Origin of the sequence: Streptomyces sporangiiformans (assembly GCF_005768555.2) — a bacterium.
Lineage (GTDB): Bacteria > Actinomycetota > Actinomycetes > Streptomycetales > Streptomycetaceae > Streptomyces > Streptomyces sporangiiformans.
The window spans coordinates 1-15,319 of sequence record NZ_VCHX02000165.1 but is presented as its reverse complement, the minus strand read 5'-3'; the positions used below and the strand labels follow the sequence as shown (position 1 = coordinate 15,319).

Annotated in this window: 16 protein-coding genes; 10 read left to right on the top strand and 6 right to left on the bottom strand. The window is 70.3% G+C overall.

Annotated features, from left to right (window positions below):
* Window positions 1-2 precede the first annotated feature (2 nt).
* The 3 genes from FGD71_RS27545 to FGD71_RS27535 form a co-directional block, all read right to left on the bottom strand.
* Entirely contained in the window at window positions 3-1,139 is a 1,137-nt protein-coding gene (locus FGD71_RS27545) for an ABC transporter permease (RefSeq protein WP_162931234.1), read from the bottom strand.
* Window position 1,140: 1 nt separating this feature from the next.
* Window positions 1,141-2,739 carry a sugar ABC transporter ATP-binding protein gene (locus FGD71_RS27540; RefSeq protein ID WP_162931233.1) on the bottom strand — a complete coding sequence of 533 codons (1,599 nt, stop codon included), beginning with the start codon at window positions 2,737-2,739 and terminating at the stop codon, window positions 1,141-1,143.
* A 63-nt stretch (window positions 2,740-2,802) separates the two neighbouring features.
* Window positions 2,803-3,945, bottom strand: a complete 1,143-nt coding sequence (locus FGD71_RS27535; protein WP_119103227.1) for a sugar ABC transporter substrate-binding protein — start codon at window positions 3,943-3,945, stop codon at window positions 2,803-2,805.
* A gap of 442 nt (window positions 3,946-4,387) precedes the next feature.
* Here FGD71_RS27535 and FGD71_RS27530 point away from each other — a divergent pair, with 442 nt between their 5' ends.
* From FGD71_RS27530 to FGD71_RS27515, 4 genes are read left to right on the top strand one after another with little or no spacing between them, the layout of a single operon-like run.
* On the top strand, window positions 4,388-5,794 hold the full coding sequence (locus FGD71_RS27530) for an aromatic ring-hydroxylating oxygenase subunit alpha (RefSeq protein ID WP_119103226.1): 1,407 nt from the start codon (window positions 4,388-4,390) through the stop codon (window positions 5,792-5,794).
* Window positions 5,791-6,111 carry a 2Fe-2S iron-sulfur cluster-binding protein gene (locus FGD71_RS27525; protein WP_240436795.1) on the top strand — a complete coding sequence of 107 codons (321 nt, stop codon included), beginning with the start codon at window positions 5,791-5,793 and terminating at the stop codon, window positions 6,109-6,111. Before FGD71_RS27530 ends, FGD71_RS27525 begins: the two co-directional genes overlap by 4 nt.
* Before the next feature lie 5 nt (window positions 6,112-6,116).
* Window positions 6,117-6,332: a transposase gene (locus tag FGD71_RS27520; RefSeq protein WP_119103225.1), complete on the top strand. Its 216-nt coding sequence runs from the start codon at window positions 6,117-6,119 to the stop codon at window positions 6,330-6,332.
* 4 nt (window positions 6,333-6,336) lie between these two features.
* Window positions 6,337-7,380 (top strand): NADP-dependent oxidoreductase, encoded by a 1,044-nt coding sequence (locus FGD71_RS27515; RefSeq protein ID WP_119103224.1) that lies wholly within the window; start codon window positions 6,337-6,339, stop codon window positions 7,378-7,380.
* A 186-nt stretch (window positions 7,381-7,566) separates the two neighbouring features.
* On the opposite strand, the gene FGD71_RS50235 is transcribed toward FGD71_RS27515, so the two are convergent.
* Window positions 7,567-7,872, bottom strand: coding sequence for a hypothetical protein (locus FGD71_RS50235; RefSeq protein ID WP_425329668.1), 306 nt, complete (start codon window positions 7,870-7,872; stop codon window positions 7,567-7,569).
* A gap of 158 nt (window positions 7,873-8,030) precedes the next feature.
* On the opposite strand from FGD71_RS50235, the gene FGD71_RS27500 reads away from it, so the two are divergent.
* The 4 genes from FGD71_RS27500 to FGD71_RS49725 all read left to right on the top strand — a co-directional run bounded on the left by FGD71_RS27500 (window position 8,031) and on the right by FGD71_RS49725 (window position 12,664).
* Window positions 8,031-8,900: a helix-turn-helix transcriptional regulator gene (locus FGD71_RS27500; RefSeq protein WP_119103222.1), complete on the top strand. Its 870-nt coding sequence runs from the start codon at window positions 8,031-8,033 to the stop codon at window positions 8,898-8,900.
* Between the two features lie 239 nt (window positions 8,901-9,139).
* Window positions 9,140-9,991 (top strand): oxidoreductase, encoded by an 852-nt coding sequence (locus FGD71_RS27495; protein ID WP_119103311.1) that lies wholly within the window; start codon window positions 9,140-9,142, stop codon window positions 9,989-9,991.
* A 237-nt stretch (window positions 9,992-10,228) separates the two neighbouring features.
* Window positions 10,229-10,990, top strand: coding sequence for an SDR family oxidoreductase (locus FGD71_RS27490; RefSeq protein ID WP_119103221.1), 762 nt, complete (start codon window positions 10,229-10,231; stop codon window positions 10,988-10,990).
* A gap of 123 nt (window positions 10,991-11,113) precedes the next feature.
* Window positions 11,114-12,664 carry an FG-GAP and VCBS repeat-containing protein gene (locus FGD71_RS49725; protein ID WP_276147158.1) on the top strand — a complete coding sequence of 517 codons (1,551 nt, stop codon included), beginning with the start codon at window positions 11,114-11,116 and terminating at the stop codon, window positions 12,662-12,664.
* 27 nt (window positions 12,665-12,691) lie between these two features.
* Here FGD71_RS49725 and FGD71_RS27480 read toward each other — a convergent pair whose 3' ends face one another.
* Window positions 12,692-13,564: a helix-turn-helix transcriptional regulator gene (locus FGD71_RS27480; protein ID WP_119103220.1), complete on the bottom strand. Its 873-nt coding sequence runs from the start codon at window positions 13,562-13,564 to the stop codon at window positions 12,692-12,694.
* Between the two features lie 196 nt (window positions 13,565-13,760).
* Between FGD71_RS27480 and FGD71_RS27475 the strand changes: the two genes are divergently transcribed.
* Window positions 13,761-14,543: an SDR family oxidoreductase gene (locus FGD71_RS27475; RefSeq protein ID WP_119103219.1), complete on the top strand. Its 783-nt coding sequence runs from the start codon at window positions 13,761-13,763 to the stop codon at window positions 14,541-14,543.
* A gap of 62 nt (window positions 14,544-14,605) precedes the next feature.
* The gene (locus FGD71_RS27470) at window positions 14,606-14,836 is read left to right on the top strand and encodes a tautomerase family protein (RefSeq protein ID WP_119103218.1); all 231 of its coding nucleotides are present in this window, start codon (window positions 14,606-14,608) and stop codon (window positions 14,834-14,836) included.
* A gap of 92 nt (window positions 14,837-14,928) precedes the next feature.
* Here FGD71_RS27470 and FGD71_RS27465 read toward each other — a convergent pair whose 3' ends face one another.
* A complete protein-coding gene (locus FGD71_RS27465; RefSeq protein ID WP_240436794.1) occupies window positions 14,929-15,255 on the bottom strand; it encodes a putative quinol monooxygenase in 327 nt (108 codons plus the stop codon).
* Window positions 15,256-15,319: the final 64 nt, after the last annotated feature.

Sequence of the window (15,319 nt, the reverse complement as noted above, 5' to 3'; positions counted from 1 at the left end):
GGTCAGGCCTCCTTGTCGGGTGCTGGTACGGGTACGGGGCCGGCTCCGTCTGGATCGGAGCCCGGCGCGGACGGCTTCCGGCGGCGCAGCATGGCCGGCAGGGCGATCCGTCCTCCGGTGAGGACCAGCGCGATGATGAGGACCGAGCCGGTGAACAGGCTCGTGGCCCACGGTGCGCTGGTGGCCAGCCCGAGTCCGGTGATGCCGGTGCCGAGCAGCAGCACCGCGATCACCGTGCCCCAGGCGTTGAAGCGGCCGGCGCGCAGCTGGGTGGCTCCTACGAAGGCCGCCGCGTAGGCCGACAGCAGATACGGCGTGCCGGCGCTCGGCGATCCGGAGCCGACGGAGGACGCGAAGACGACTCCGGCGAAACCGGAGAGCAGCGCGGCCGTCACCAGGGTCATGAAGCGCAGCCGGTCGGTGCGCACTCCCTGCAGGCGTGCCGCGTTCTGGTTGAAGCCGGTCGCGTACAGCCGGCGCCCCGTGGCGGTGTGCTCCAGCAGGAACCAGATGGCCACCGCGGCGACGAGCAGATACAGCACTGGGAGCGTGATACCGCCCGCGTCCAGTTGGGCGATGCTCGCGAACGGCTTGGCCAGCATTTGCACGCCGGTGATCGAGCTGTCGTTGGTCACCATGGTGATGAGGGACTGGATCAGCGCGCCGGTGGCCAGCGTGGCGATGAACGAGTCGACCCGCAGCACCACCACCACGATTCCGTTGATCACCCCGATCAGCAGGGCGGCCGTCATCGCCAGGGTGATCGCGGTGCCCGGGCCGAGGCCCGCGGAGACCAGGAAGCGGGCGGTCAGCACGCTGGTGAGCGACATGGTGTAGGCGACCGACAGGTCGAAGACACGGGCGGCCAGCGGCGTGACGACGCTGAGCGCCACCAGTCCGGCCACGGCGTTGCCGTTCAGTACCTGCTTGACCGTGGTGGCCGTCGGGAAGGTCTCCGGCGCCCACACGGAGAAGATCACGGCGATCAGCAGCCATACGTAGACGGCGCCGATGTTCCGGAACGACAGGGCGGCCGCCGCTCGCCGGCCCAGCTCCACCGGTGTCCCCACGGCGGACACCGCGGGCACCTTCGGTTCGGCCGGCCGATGCTGCGCCGCCCGGGTCGGGGTGGATGTCATGTCACTCGGTTCCTTCCATGGCATGGACGAGCGCGGGCTCGGTGATGTCCCGGCCGCTGATCTCCCGCACGATCCGGCCGTCCCGCACCACCAGGACGCGGGTGCACAGCGCGAGCAGGTCCTCCGTGTCGGACGAGGACACGATCACGCCCATGCCGTCGTCCGCCTGACGCCCGATCAGTTCGTAGAGCTGCTGCCGGGTGGCGACGTCCACGCCTGCCGTGGGTTCGCACAGCACCAGCACCGGTGGCTGCTGGGCCAGACAGCGGGCCATGACGACCTTCTGCTGGTTGCCGCCGCTGAGCGTGGTGATCCGCGCTCCGCGTCCGGCCGTGCGCACCTCAACCCGCCGGATCCACGCCTCGGTGAGCGCGTCCTCCCGCCTCCGGTGCAGTCGGCCGAGACGGGCGCGGAGCCGGTCGAGCAGGGGGAGGGTGAGGTTCTCCCCGACCGAGAAGTCGCCGACCACCCCTTCGTTCGCCCGGTCGGCGGGGACCAGGGGGATGCCGAGGCCGGCGGCGTTCCGTGCGTCGACCCACCGGGGGGAGCGCTCCGGTATCCGCACCCGGCCGCGCACCGGCCCGGTCCAGGCCCCGCACACCGCGTACGGCACGGCCTCGTGGCCGGAGCCGACCAGACCGGTGACGCCCAGCCGCTCGCCCCTGGCCAGGTCGAAGCCGACGCCGCGCAGCGGGCCGGCCCACAGGTCGCGGACCTCCAGCGCGGCCACGCCGATGCCGGTGCCGCCGCCTGTGCTGCCGCCTGTGCCGCTGGTGGGCGGTTGCGACTGGTGCCCGGTCTCCTTCTCCTGGCCCGCCATCAGCTCCGCCAGCGCGCGGGGGGTGAGCCCGGCCACCGGACGGGTGGCGATCCGGCGTCCGCCGCGGATCACGGTGACCCGGTCGGCGAGCGCGAAGATCTCGTCCATCCGGTGCGACACGTAGAGCACACTGGCGCCCGCGTCGCGGATCTCCCGCACGATGTGGAAGAGCCGGGCGACTTCACCCGGTGGCAGTACGGCGGTCGGCTCGTCGAGGACCAGCACGCCGCGTCGGCCCTCCCAGCCCTGGAGCGCGGCGGCGATGGCCACCACCGCGCGCTGGACGGGGGTGGCCATGGCCAGCGGCCGGCGTACGTCGATGCCGAGGCCGAACCGCTCGACCAGCGCGGCCGTCCGGCGCTCCATCTCGGGCCAGCGGATGTTGCCGAACGCCGTACGGGCGAAGCCACGGCTGAGCGCGAGATTGTCCGTGGCGCTCAGCTCCTCCACCAGCCCCAGCTCCTGGTGGACGAAGCGGAGCCGGTCGTGCCGCGAACCGGTGACCTGGCCCAGTTCGAACCGCTCGCCGTCGAGTTCGGCGACGGCTCCCGGCTCCGCGTGGTGGTATCCGGCGAGGATCTTGATGAGGGTGGACTTGCCGGAACCGTTGGGCCCGATCAGCGCGTGGATCTCGCCAGGGGCGATGTCGAGGTCCACGTCCTTCAGCGCCTGGGTTCCGCCGAACCGTTTCGACAGCCCCGAGACGCGAAGCACCGGCCGGTCCGCCTCGTCCGTCCAGGCCGGCCCGTACGCCGTCCCTGCTGATGTGTCAGCGTGCACCGCTACTCCATCCATCCGTCGCACCTGGCGCCGCCGGCGTGATGGCCGACGGCGCCGGGCTGGTCAGCTCAGGCCCCAGAGCGCCTTGAACTGCTTCTGGTAGTCCTCGACCAGCGGGAAGTCGCCATCGGCGGACGGGAGGTTCTCCTTGGTGATCAGCATGTTGGGCAGCTCCGCCTTCTGGTCCAGGTCCATCGACTGGCCGGTGAAGTGGCGGGCCAGCGCGTCGACCTGGATCCAGGCCGTCTCGTACAGGTTCAGAGCCATGGCCGCGTCGGTGAGACCGCCCTCGATGTACTGGTAGCTCTGTGCGTCACCGACGTTGACGACGATGTGCTTGCCCGTGATGCCGGCGGTCTTCAGAGCGGCCGGGACGCCCACGTTGAGCAGGCCCAGCGAGAAGACGATGTGGGTCACCTTCGGGTGCGAGCGGATGTACGACACCACCCGGTCCGGCATGTCCTTGCCGATCGCGGTGATCGGCACGTCGACGGTGTCCAGCTCGCAACCCTCGCACCACTCCCGGTACTTCGCCTCGAACCCGTCCCTGACGGGCTTGAGGATCGTGTACGCGGGCAGGTCGAAGTAGACGGTGTTGGCCTTGGCGCCGCTGTTCGAGACCACCCACGAGGCGATCATCGTGCCCTGCACATCGACGTCAGCCGGCCCGTTCTTCAGCAGTTCGATTCCGTCCCCCAGGACGTCGTCGGCGTTCGACTGGATGACGGGGATGTCGGCCTTCTTCAGCTGAGCCAGCTGCTTGGCGTACACCGCGCGAGGGAATCCGGAGGCGACGACGGCGTCGGGCTTGTCGCGCACCGCCTGCTCGTACGCGGCCTGGACGGACTCCGGTGTGCCCTGGGTGGCGATCTGCTTGACTTCCCAGCCGAGCTGCTTGGCCGCGGCGGTGAAGTGGTCGGCGAGGTCCTTGCAGGACTGGACACCGCACAGGATGAAGTCGATCTTCTTGCCTTCGGGGATCTTCTTGCCCACCGGCTGGGTGACGGGAATCCGCGTCGGCCGCTGTGAGTACTGCTGCAGGGCCTTGCGGGCGGCGGTCAGGCCCGGAGAGTCTTCCGCCGCCGCCTGCGACGAGTCGGCGGCGGGAGTGGCACCGCCGCCGCACGCGGCGAGGGTGAGCAGCGCGGTGACGGGGACGATCGCGGTCATCGCGCGGCGGGCCGCGCGAACAGGTCTGAAACTCATCGTTGAGCACTCCTGTGATGTGGCGCCGGTACCGCCGGGCCGGTGGCGTTCCGGTCCTGGCGGGCGGCTCTGTCCAGTCTCTTCCGGTGCGGTCCCGAAGCGGGGGCACAGTGGGGGGTGGTGGAGTTGACCATGGCGGTCGCCGCCGTGGGGGGAGGGGCGGCGCGGTGGCCGACGGAAGGGACCGTGCGGCGCTCGGGCGGGAACGGGCGCAGCCGCGTCCCCGCAAACAGAAACTTGTGACGTACTACAGTCTCAAGTGCGTCGGAGTGTGACATGTCGCAACCGGCTTGGCGAGGGGGCGGCGGAAATAAATTCGAGGTCGGGCGCCCGACTTTCTCAGGACCTTGGGTGATGTGCGCGTCCGACGCCGTCACAACTGTTGCTCTGGCATGCGATCACTAACTACACTCCATCTATAGTTTCTGCTGGAGGAGCGAAGATGGGCGAATCGTCGGAGTTGGGCACGGAGCGGTGTCCCGGGCCCAGCGTCCAGGACTACCTCGACCGGGACAGCGGGACCGTTCCCCCCGCGCTGAGGTACGACCACAACGACCACCTCGGCAGCGAGGACATCGACATCGACCGCTTCATCTCCCGTGAATGGGCCGAACGCGAGATGGAGCAGGTGTGGCGCCGTGTGTGGCAGTTCGCCTGTCTGGAGAGTGAGATCCCCGAAGTCGGCGACCACGAGATCTACGAGATCGGCAACGACTCACTGATCATCGTGCGCACGGCACCCGACGAGATCCGCGCCTTCGTCAACGCGTGCCTGCACCGGGGCCGCAAGCTGCGTACCGGCGGGGGCAACGTCGCCGAGTTCCGCTGCCCCTTCCACGGCTTCGCCTGGAACCTCGACGGCACCATGCAGACCCCGCCCTGCGTCTGGGACTTCCCCCATGTCACCCCCGAGAAGTTCTCGCTCCCGGAGGCCAAGGTGGCCACCTGGCGCGGCTTCGTCTTCATCAACATGGACCCGTACGCCGAGTCCTTCGACAGCTACCGGGGCACCTTCGACGAGTACTACATCTGGCCGTTGGAGAACCGCTACAAGTCGCTGCACATCGCCAAGGTGCTGCCCTGCAACTGGAAGGTCGCGCAGGACGCGTTCATCGAGTCCTTCCACGTGATCGCCACGCACCCGCAGATGCTGCCGTGGCTCGCCGACGCCAACTCCCAGTACGACGTCATCGCCGGCCAGCCGAACTGGAACCGGATGATCAACATCCAGGGTGCCCCCAGCCCCCACGTGGCGGACTCCGTCACCGAGGAGGACGTCCTGGAGGCGTTCTACTACTCGCGCTCCTTCTACGCGGCCACCCAGGGCCGCGACCTGGCACTGCCGGAAGGCGGCGAGCTTCCCCCGATACCGCCCGGCGGCACCGCGCGCCAGGTGCTCGCGCACCGGATGCGAGAACAGCTGGCGGCCACCTCGGACCAGGACTTTTCGAAGACCTCCGACAGCGAGCTGCTGGACGCCATCAACTACCTGCTGTTCCCCAACTTCAACCCCTGGGGCGGCGCCAAGTCCAACATCGTCTACCGGTTCCGGCCCAACGGGCTCGACCCCGACTCCTGCGTCGCCGAGATCTTCTTCATGTCCTCCCCGCCGAAGTCCGGCGAGACTCCGCCCCCAGCGAAGATCCGCTGGGTGCCGGACGACCTGCTCTTCGCCGACATCCCCGAACTCGGCCTGCTGGGCCCGGTCTTCGACCAGGACTGCGAGAACCTGCCGTACGTGCAGCAGGGACTGAAGACCCTGCGCAAACCCGGTATCACCCTGGCCAACTACCAGGAGAGCCGGATACGGCACTTCAACCACACCCTCGACCAGTGGATGAACCGGTGACCGTGACCCACCGTGTGGCCATCCGCCCCTCGGGCGCCGAGCTGGAGGTGCGGGGCGACGAGGACGTGTTCACCGCAGCCCGCCGTCTCGGATACCGGTGGCCCACCGTCTGCGGCGGCAAGGGCACCTGCCGCACCTGCTTCGTGGAGGTCGACGAGGGCGCCGAGAACTGCTCACCCGTGGGCCCGCTGGAGCGCGAGGGCATCCAGGCCCTCCGCCGGCCGGTGGACGGCCGGACCCGGCTCGCCTGCCAGCTCCGGGTCGCCGGCCCGGTGACCGTGACCAAACGCGGCGTGCGCCGCCCAGTGCAGGAGTGAGCACCATGCCCAAGCAAGTGACACATCCGTTGACCGGGCATGTGTACCGGCTCACCGAGGACGGACTGGTCGAGGTGACCGACCCCAAGACCGGCGCGCAGGGCATCTTCGACTTCCAGGCCCGCTGGCAGTCGGGCGAACTGCGCCACGCGGACCTCCAGATGGCCGGTTGGGTGGGCCGGCTCGCCCAGCGGCGCTCCGCCCGCCAGCCGGAGGAGTGAGCCGGTGACAGCCCGCACCACACGGGTGGTCTGTCTGGTGCGCCGGCCCGACGGAGAGCCGGCCCCCGCCGACTTCGCGGTCGAGGAGCGTCCGCTGCCGCCGCTCGCCGAGGGGCAACTCCTCGTCCGCAACCTCTATATGAGCGTCGACCCCTCGATGCGCGGTCGGCTGGAGAGCACCGAGAAGCACTACACGCACAACTTCACCCCCGGATCCCCGCTGGACGGCCGGGCGCTGGGCGTCGTGGAGGAGAGCCGCTGCCCCTCCGTTCCGCCCGGCAGCTTCGTACGCCACCAGCTGGGCTGGCGGGAACGGGCCGTCCTCGACCCCGCCGACACCGACGGCGCCGGGCGCATCGACCCCGAACTCGCCCCGCTGCCGACCTGGTTGGGGCTGCTCGGGCAGACCGGCTTCACCGCGTACGTCGGGCTGGCGCGGATCGCCGAGGTCCGCCCCGGTGACACGGTCTTCGTCTCGGCGGCGGCCGGGGCCGTGGGCAGCGCCGCCGGGCAGTTCGCCCGGATGCTGGGCGCGGAGCGTGTCATCGGGACCGCGGGCGGGCCGGACAAGTGCGCCCTGCTGGTGAAGGAGTTCGGCTACGACGCCGCCGCCGACTACCGCGCCGAGCCGGTGCGCGAGGCACTGGCCCGGCTGGCGCCGGAGGGCATCGACGTCTACTTCGACAACGTGGGCGGCGAGCAACTCGCGGCTGCCCTGCACGCCTTGCGGCCCGGCGGCCGCGTCGCCCTGTGCGGCATGATGTCGCAGTTCGGCGGCGACCGCCGGTCCGCCGACATCAACCAGCTGATCCAGGCCGTCCTCAAGCGGCTGACCCTGCGCGGCTTCATCGTGCGCGATCACGAGGACCTGCGGCCGGAGTTCGAGAGCCGGGTCGCCGACTGGCTGCGCTCGGGCGACGTTCTCGCGCGGGAGACGGTGGTGGACGGCCTGGAGAACGCGCCGGAGGCGCTGCTGTCCCTGCTCGCCGGCGGAAACGTCGGCAAGATGCTGGTGAGGCTGGACGGCCCTTCTCAGGCGGGACGGTGACGACGCAAGAGTGGGGGAGGGGGCTCTGATGGGGGGGGCAGCCGGGGGGGGGCGAAGACCCGGCCGTGGATCCCGGGACGTCAGGGGATCGCGGCAGGGTCGTTCACCCGTACCGGACGGCCCCGTCCCCACGGGCGCCGGTGCGGACCGGGCACGCTCGCCCCTGACACGCGCGCCCGGAGCCTCTCAGGCCCTGATGGCCCTCAGAACGGCGTCGGCCATGCCGCGCTCGCCGCGCTCGTTGGGGTGGACGCGTGCCGCCGGGCTGCTCGGTGCGAGCGGCTCGATCCAGCGGGTCTTCGCGGGCGAGCAGGCGTCGTGGCCGACGGAGGGTGTGTACTTCACCGGAAGGGACCTGCGCCGACGCGTCGAACCCGGCGCGATCACGCTGACCGTCGCGCAGTCGGCCGGCGACCCTGGCTCCTCCGGCACGCCCCCGCCCGCCGCGGTGATCTCCTTCCCCTTCACCCACCCCACCGTCGTCAACGTCACCCTAGGCATGCGGACGCCTGAACAGGTCAGGCCTGACGGGGAGTTCTACTGTGGGCACCGGCCTGCGCCGGGTCGGTACGGACACGCGGTGCGGAGCTGAGCGTGCCTGGGAGTATCAGGGCCACCCTGCGCCACGGGTGCGGAGCTAGTGTCGAGTCATGGACAGCGACAACCTCCTTGGACAGTTCCTCAGAGCCCGCCGCGGACTGGTGCGGCCCGAGGACCTGAACATGCCGGGCGGTGACCGGCGCCGGGTCTCAGGCCTGCGCCGGGAGGAAGTGGCGATGCTGGCCGGGCTGAGCACCGACTACTACGTACGACTCGAACAGGGGCGTGAACGGAACCCCTCCGTGCAGGTACTCGACGCCCTGGCTGCTGTCCTGATGCTGGATGACGACGGGATCGCCCACCTCCACCAGCTGGCACGGCCACGGCCGGCCAAGGGGCGCCGGAGCACGCACGGTCGCCAGGTCGGCCCGGGCCTGCTGCGGATGATGAACAACTGGCCGAACACCCCGGCCGTGATCCTGGACCGCTGCATGAAGGTGCTGGCCCACAACCCGCTCGGCGGGGCGCTGTTCGCCGGACACACCTACAGCGGGGATCTGATGCGCCTGGTCTTCCTCGATCCCGACGCCCGGGACTTCTACCCGGACTGGGACCGGGTCGCTGTCAACACGGTGGCCGGCCTGCGTGAGGCGGCGGGGTCCGACCTCAACGATCCCCAACTGATCGAGGTGGTCGGCGAACTGTCGCTCAAGAGCGCCGACTTCCGCAGGTTGTGGGCACGTCACGACATCCGCCAGAAGACGAGGGAGACCAAGCGCTTCCACCACCCCGTCGTCGGCGAACTCACCGTGGAGTACGAGTCGTTGACCGTCAACAGCGCGCCGGGGCAGCAACTGGTCGTCTACCAGGCCGAACCCGGCAGCCCCTCCGAACACACTCTTTCCCTGCTGGGCAGCCTGATCGCCTCACAGATCCCGGAAACCGCCGCGGCGGCGGACCAACCTGCCCACGACACCTGAGCGGCCCGCCTCACCGTCCTCAGAGCGCCGGCCCACACATCCCGAGCCCTCAGAGCGCGCCGCATCGGGGCGCGCCTGATCATGCCGCATGCCTCGAGCCGTCCCCGCACGGCCACTCCGAGCAGCCGCCGCCCGCGCGGAACAGCACCTCTACGCAGCACCTCGCCGCAGCACCTCGACAGAACACTTCGACACAACACCGCGACGAACAGCCGTTTCGACGAAGGGACATGGCGCACATGTCTGCCAACACCACGCCCGTCTGGTTCATCACGGGCTGCTCCACAGGTCTGGGCCGTGCCCTGGCCACCGCTGTGCTCGAACGCGGCTGGAAGGCCGCGGTCACTGCTCGCGATCCGCGAACGGTTGCGGACGTCGTCTCCGGCCACGAGGACCGGGCTCTGGCCCTCGCCCTCGATGTGACCGACGGCGCCCAGATCGCCGCGGCCGTCAAGGCGGCGACGGCCGCCCTCGGCCCCATCGACGTCCTCGTCAACAACGCCGGACACGGATACCTCGCGGCCCTCGAAGAGGGAGAGGAGCACCAGGTCCGCGCCCTCTTCGACACCAACGTCTTCGGCCTCGTGGACGTCACCCGAGCCGTACTGCCGGGCATGCGCGAGCAGCGCAGCGGCCACATCGTCAACATCTCGTCCCTCGGTGGCCTCGCCGCCTTCGGCGCCACCGGTTACTACCATGCGACGAAGTTCGCCGTCGAAGGCCTCTCCGAATCCCTCGCGGCCGAAGTCGGCCCGCTGGGCATCAACGTCACGATCGTCGAACCCGGAGCCTTCCGCACCAACTGGTCCGGCCCGTCCATGCGTCAGTCCGCGACCCGCATCGAAGACTACGAGGCGACCGCGGGAGCACGGCGCAAGAGCACTCTGGACACCTACGGACACCAGCCGGGAGACCCCGAACGTGCCGCCGCCGCCATCATGGCCGCCGTCGACGCGGAGAACCCGCCGCTTCGACTGCTCCTGGGCAAGGTCGCCCTCGATGTCGCTCTGGCCAGGCTCGACTCGCTGCGGACCAACTTCACCACGTGGCGCGACGTGACGCTCAGCGCCGACTATCCCGACCACGACTGAGTGGGGACTCCGCGCCGTCGGTCGTGGTGTCCGTCCGGGCCCAGCCCTGCGTCCGGGTTCGGTTGCCCGACGCCTCCGCCGCTGTCCTGCCCGCGCGGTGCGGCTCGTCGGCCAGGTACGGGGTGTGCAGCACTCCTAGGAAGATCCCGGCCTTCTCCCGCCGTTGCCGGCACGGCAAGTTCGAAGGCGAACGATCCGTTGACGGGGCTTCTGCCCTGACTGAGCAAGGAGCACGCGGTGACACAGACAACCCCAGAGACCACAGAGCAGGGCAACCGGAAGGTCGTACTCGTCACGGGTGCCACCAGCGGCATCGGCGAAGGCATCGCCAGGCGGCTTGCCGCTGAAGGCCACCACGTCGTTGCCGGTGCGCGTCGGGAGGATCGGTTGACCGGCCTGGCGGAGAGCGTCCGAGCCGACGGCGGCAGCATCGACGTACGCCGTCTCGATGTCACCGACCGGGCCGACGTGGCCAGGTTCGTCGACGAAACGGTCACTGCCCGGGGGCAGATCGACGTGATCGTCAACAACGCCGGTGTCATGCCGCTGTCGCGGCTTGACTCACTGCTGGTGGACGAATGGGACCGGATGGTCGATGTCAACGTCAAGGGTCTGCTGCATGGCATCGCTGCGGCCATGCCGCACTTCCAGCGCCAGAGCAGCGGGCACTTCATCACCATTGCGTCGATCGGCGCCTACTCAGTCGTTCCCACGGCTGCTGTGTACTGCGCCACCAAGTACGCCGCCTGGGCGATCACAGAGGGGCTGCGGCAGGAGGCTGAGCCGTTCATCCGGGTCACCACCGTCTCACCTGGTGTCGTTGAGTCCGAACTGGCCGAAACCATCACTGAACCAGGAGCCGCGGCGGCGATGAAGGCTTACCGCTCGGCGGCCATCTCGCCCGATGCCATTGCTCGTGCGATCTCCTATGCGATCAGCCAGCCCGCCGATGTCGACCTCAACGAGTTGGTCATCCGGCCTGTGCGGCAGCGCCCGTAGCTCGGGAAGGTGGGGTGAGCAGCACATGTAGCAGGCGCTTCGGCAGGACGCGGGGTGGAACCGCCGCGGGCGGCTGAGGCGTGCTGGGTCGTACGGGGTCGGTGAGGCGACGAGGAGGGGCGTGTGCGGGGACGCATCGGCGAGCGGCAGTGGGTGTTCGGGGGCGGTGCGGCGGTTCTCGCGGTAGCCCTCGTCGTGGGGTTCGTGGTCGCGGACGACGAGCCGCGGGACATCACCGCGCCGCACGCGTGCCGTACCACCGCCCACGGCACCGCACCGGCCGTCGGCGCCGCCTCGGTCGAGCCGGGCCCGGCCGCCCCCGCCGCCGACTTCGACGGTGACGGCCACTCAGATGTGGCCCTGGCCGCGGGCGAGGGAGACGTCGAGAACGGCTACGTCGGCGGGAGCATCCAGGTGGCGTACGGCTCAGGTGCCGGGACGGGCCTGGAGCGGTGCCAGTTCCTCACGCAGAACGACCCCGGGATACCCGGTGAGGCGCGCGACGAGGCGATGTTCGGGCTCGACACGGTGGCCCGTGACTTCGACGACGACGGCTACACCGACCTCGCGGCCTCCGTGTTCGAGAGGGACGGCGCCCACGTGATCGTCATGTGGGGCTCGCGGCGGGGACTGACCCACGCCGCCCGGGTGCCGGGGACGGACGGCAGCCGTGTTCCCGGGGTGCGGGAGCCCATCCTCGAGGAGCAGCTCGCCGCCGGTGACTTCGACGGCGACGGGCACGCCGACCTCGTCTTCGGGATCGGCTCCGGCAAGGGGCTGCTGAAGGGCCCGTTCCGACGGGACGGCGCCCCCGCCGGAACGGGCAGGGTTCCCGCGCCCCGGATGCCCGACGACCTGTCGGGCGAGGCGGCGTACCGGGATCTCGTCGCCGGGGACCTCAACGGCGACGGAATCGACGACCTGGTGAGCTTCCACGACGACGACACGGGCGGCGAGGAGGACTGGTCCGGCCTGCACTGGGCCGGCAGCTACCTCCAGGGCGGCCGCGAAGGCTTCGCACGGCCGGACGGCACGCACGTCCCCGCCGGGGCGACGGCGACGGTCGGCGACGTGGACGCCGACGGCTACGGCGACCTGGTCGTCAGCCCTCGAGGCGGCCGGTCGAGCCGCAGCTCGGTGACAGTGGCGTACGGCACCGAGAACGGCCCGGGGACCCGAATCACGACCCTCGACCGCGACTCCCCGGGCGTGCCCGGCAAGGAACCCCGGACCGCGGACAACGACGCCGTGTTCACCTCCCTGGACACCGGCGACGTGAACGGAGACGGCTACGCCGACGTCGTGGCCGGCGCTCCCCGGGCCGAGGTGTACGCGAAGGCGGGCCCGGAGGAGGTGCTGCTCTTCCTGGGCGCACGGCACGGTCTGACGGGCAGGGGCGCCCGCGTGTTCGACGAACGTGACGTCCACGGCGTCCCGGGCAGGGATCACGCCTTCGGGCAGGCCGTCGGCCTCACCGACCTCGACGGCGACCACCGGGCCGATCTCGTGGTGTCGGCGCCGGGCGACGACACGAGCCCCAGCTCCGCGTGGCTGCTGCCCGGCGCCGCCGACGGCCTGTCCACCCGGGGTGTCACCCGCCTGCACGGGAGTTCCTTCGCCGATGCGAAGGGCGTGCCGTCCCTCCTGATGGGCGGCACGGGGATCGCCTGCTAGCACGATGACGCCCGCGCCAGACCCTGCTCAGGCCCGTGGCTGTCCGAGTTCGTTCGCGCTGGGCGTCATGTCCTGGGTGCCGATGACGGAGAGCAGCTGCAGCTGGGCAGCCCCTTCGGTGCCGGGTGGGGCGGAGAACCACAGCAGACGCTGGCGTCCGTCCTCGCTGAACAGACTGTGGCAGTCCAGCTCGATGACGCCCAGCGTGGCGTGCACGATGCGTTTGTGGTCGGTCCGTCGGAGGCCGACATCGCGGGTGTCCCACAGGTCGGCGAACTCCTGGTTGCGCCGTCGTAGTGCGGCCACCATCTCGTTCACTTCGGCGTCCCGGCCGCGCCGTGCGGCGACCGCCTGGAGGTCGGCCACGAAGACCCGCGAGTGGTGAGGGTGGTCCTCGGCCGGGTAGAGGCTACGGGCGTCAGGATCGGTGAACCAGCGGTAGACGAAGCTTGCCGCGGGACCGTGCACGGCCGGGGGCCGGCCGACGAGCGCGGCGGCCAGAGGGTTTTGGACGAGGGTTTCGTGCAGGTCGGTGATGACCTGGGCAGGAGTGGTGGTGAGCTGGTCCAGCAGGCCGAGCAGGCCCGGCTGAACGTGCGCGGTCGGGCCGAGCGCAGCCGGGGGGACACGACGGCCGGCGAGATGGAACAGATGGTCGCGTTCGTCGCCGTTCAAGCGCAGCGCCCGGGCCAGAGCGGCCAGCACCTGAGCCGAGGGCTGGGTGCCGCGTCCACGCTCCAACTCGGTGTAGTAGTCGGCGGACAGGCCCGCCAGCTGGGCGACCTCCTCGCGTCGCAGTCCGGGCACCCGGCGCCGCGGACCAGTGGGCAGGCCGACGTCGGACGGGCGGATTCGGGCGCGCCGGGACTTCAGATAGGCGGCGAGTTCGGAGTGGTTCACGCTCCCCATCCTGACTCGCACCGACGTCCTGAGCCAGGGGATGGCAACCCCTGGGTAGAGACAGCCATGGCCGGCACGGCGACAACGGCCCACGCTGGAGGCGCAAGCAGGGAGCAGCCGGTGACAACGCCGACGCCCCACGCCACGACCCACCCGTCGTGGCATCCCGCAACTGGCATCTCTTGCAGGAGTCTTCATGTCCCCCCAAGAAACCGCGGCGCCTCGCGCTGCGCTCGACCACCATGCTGACCAGCCCCGCGTCGCCATCGTCACGGGCGGCTCCCGCGGTATCGGCCGCGAGACGGTGAGCCGGCTGTCCGCCGACGGATTCGCCGTCGTGGTCGGTTACGCGGGCAACCGTGATCTCGCCGAGGCCGCCGTCAAGGAGGTCACCGCTGCCGGTGGCCGGGCTGTCGCTGTCCAGGCCGACGTCGCCGACGAGCAGCAGGTGGCCGCGCTGTTCGACGCGGCCGAGTCCGAGTTCGGCGGCGTCGACGTAGTCGTCCACGCGGCCGGCCGACTGTACCTGTCCCCTGTCGCCGACCTGGACCTGGCGAAGCTGGACGCGGTCCATCGCACCAACATCCGCGGGAGCTTCGTCGTCGCCCAGCAGTCCGCCAGGAAGATCCGCGGAGGCGGGGCGGTGGTCACGTTCTCCACGTCGGTGGTGGGTCTGGCGTTTCCCGGCTACGGCGCCTACAGCGCCAGCAAGGGTGCCATCGAGGCGCTCACCATGATCCTCGCCCGAGAGCTGCGCGGCCGGGACGTCACCGTCAACGCCGTCGCCCCCGGTCCCACCGCCACCGACCTGTTCCTCGAGGGCAAGGACGAGGAGACCATCGCACGCCTGGCCGCCCAGCCCCCGCTGCAACGGCTTGGCACCCCCGCTGATGTCGCCGAGGTCGTCGCCTTCCTCGCCTCGCCTGCCGGCCACTGGGTCAACGGCCAGGTCATCCGCGCCAACGGCGGCATCATCTGACCGACCGCGGCGCCTTTGCGCAGGCAGCCCCCTGTAATCCCATCCCAGAAAAGAGAACCACCATGCCGTTCGCCAACTTCAAGGTCCCCGCCGGCACCCTCGACGAGAAGCAGAAAGAGCGGATCGTCACCCGTACCACCGAGCTCTACGTCGAGATCTATGGCGAACGGGCCCGCGCCAACACCATGGTCCTGGTCGAGGAGGTCACCGACGGCGGCTGGGGCATCGGCGGCAACGTCCTGACCCTCGCCACGCTCGAGCAATCGCCCGAGCAATCGCCCGAGCAACGGTAGGGGGACCATCACCAGTCAGTGGGGTCGCACCACCTTCGGCCGGGTGGCCGAACATCAGCCTTCCGTCGGCGTCGGTGACGACCATGCCCGCCTCAGCGCATGTCGCGCGACGCGGCCACGGTGTGGGCCTGGAGGCTCACGCCCACCCGGGTCAGCCCGGACACCGCGGCCCGGAAGTCCTTGATGTGCGCTGTGGTGAAGTGCTCGTCGAGCGCCCGCTGGGAGGCCCACCGCTCGTACACCCGGATACGTCTCTCGTCCGTGGGGTCCGCGGTCATCGCGTAGTCCAGGCAGCCCGGTTCCTCCTCGCGGGTCAGGCGGCCCAGCTCGACGAGATGCCCCAGCATCGTGTCGCGGTCGCCGGGTGAGTAGTCCATCCAGCCCGAGACGATGACTTCCGCGGTGATGTCCTCTGACACGGTGGTCCTTTCCATCCTTTCCAGGTGATGGCCGCGGGCCCGCCGTTCCTCCGGCAGAGGAACG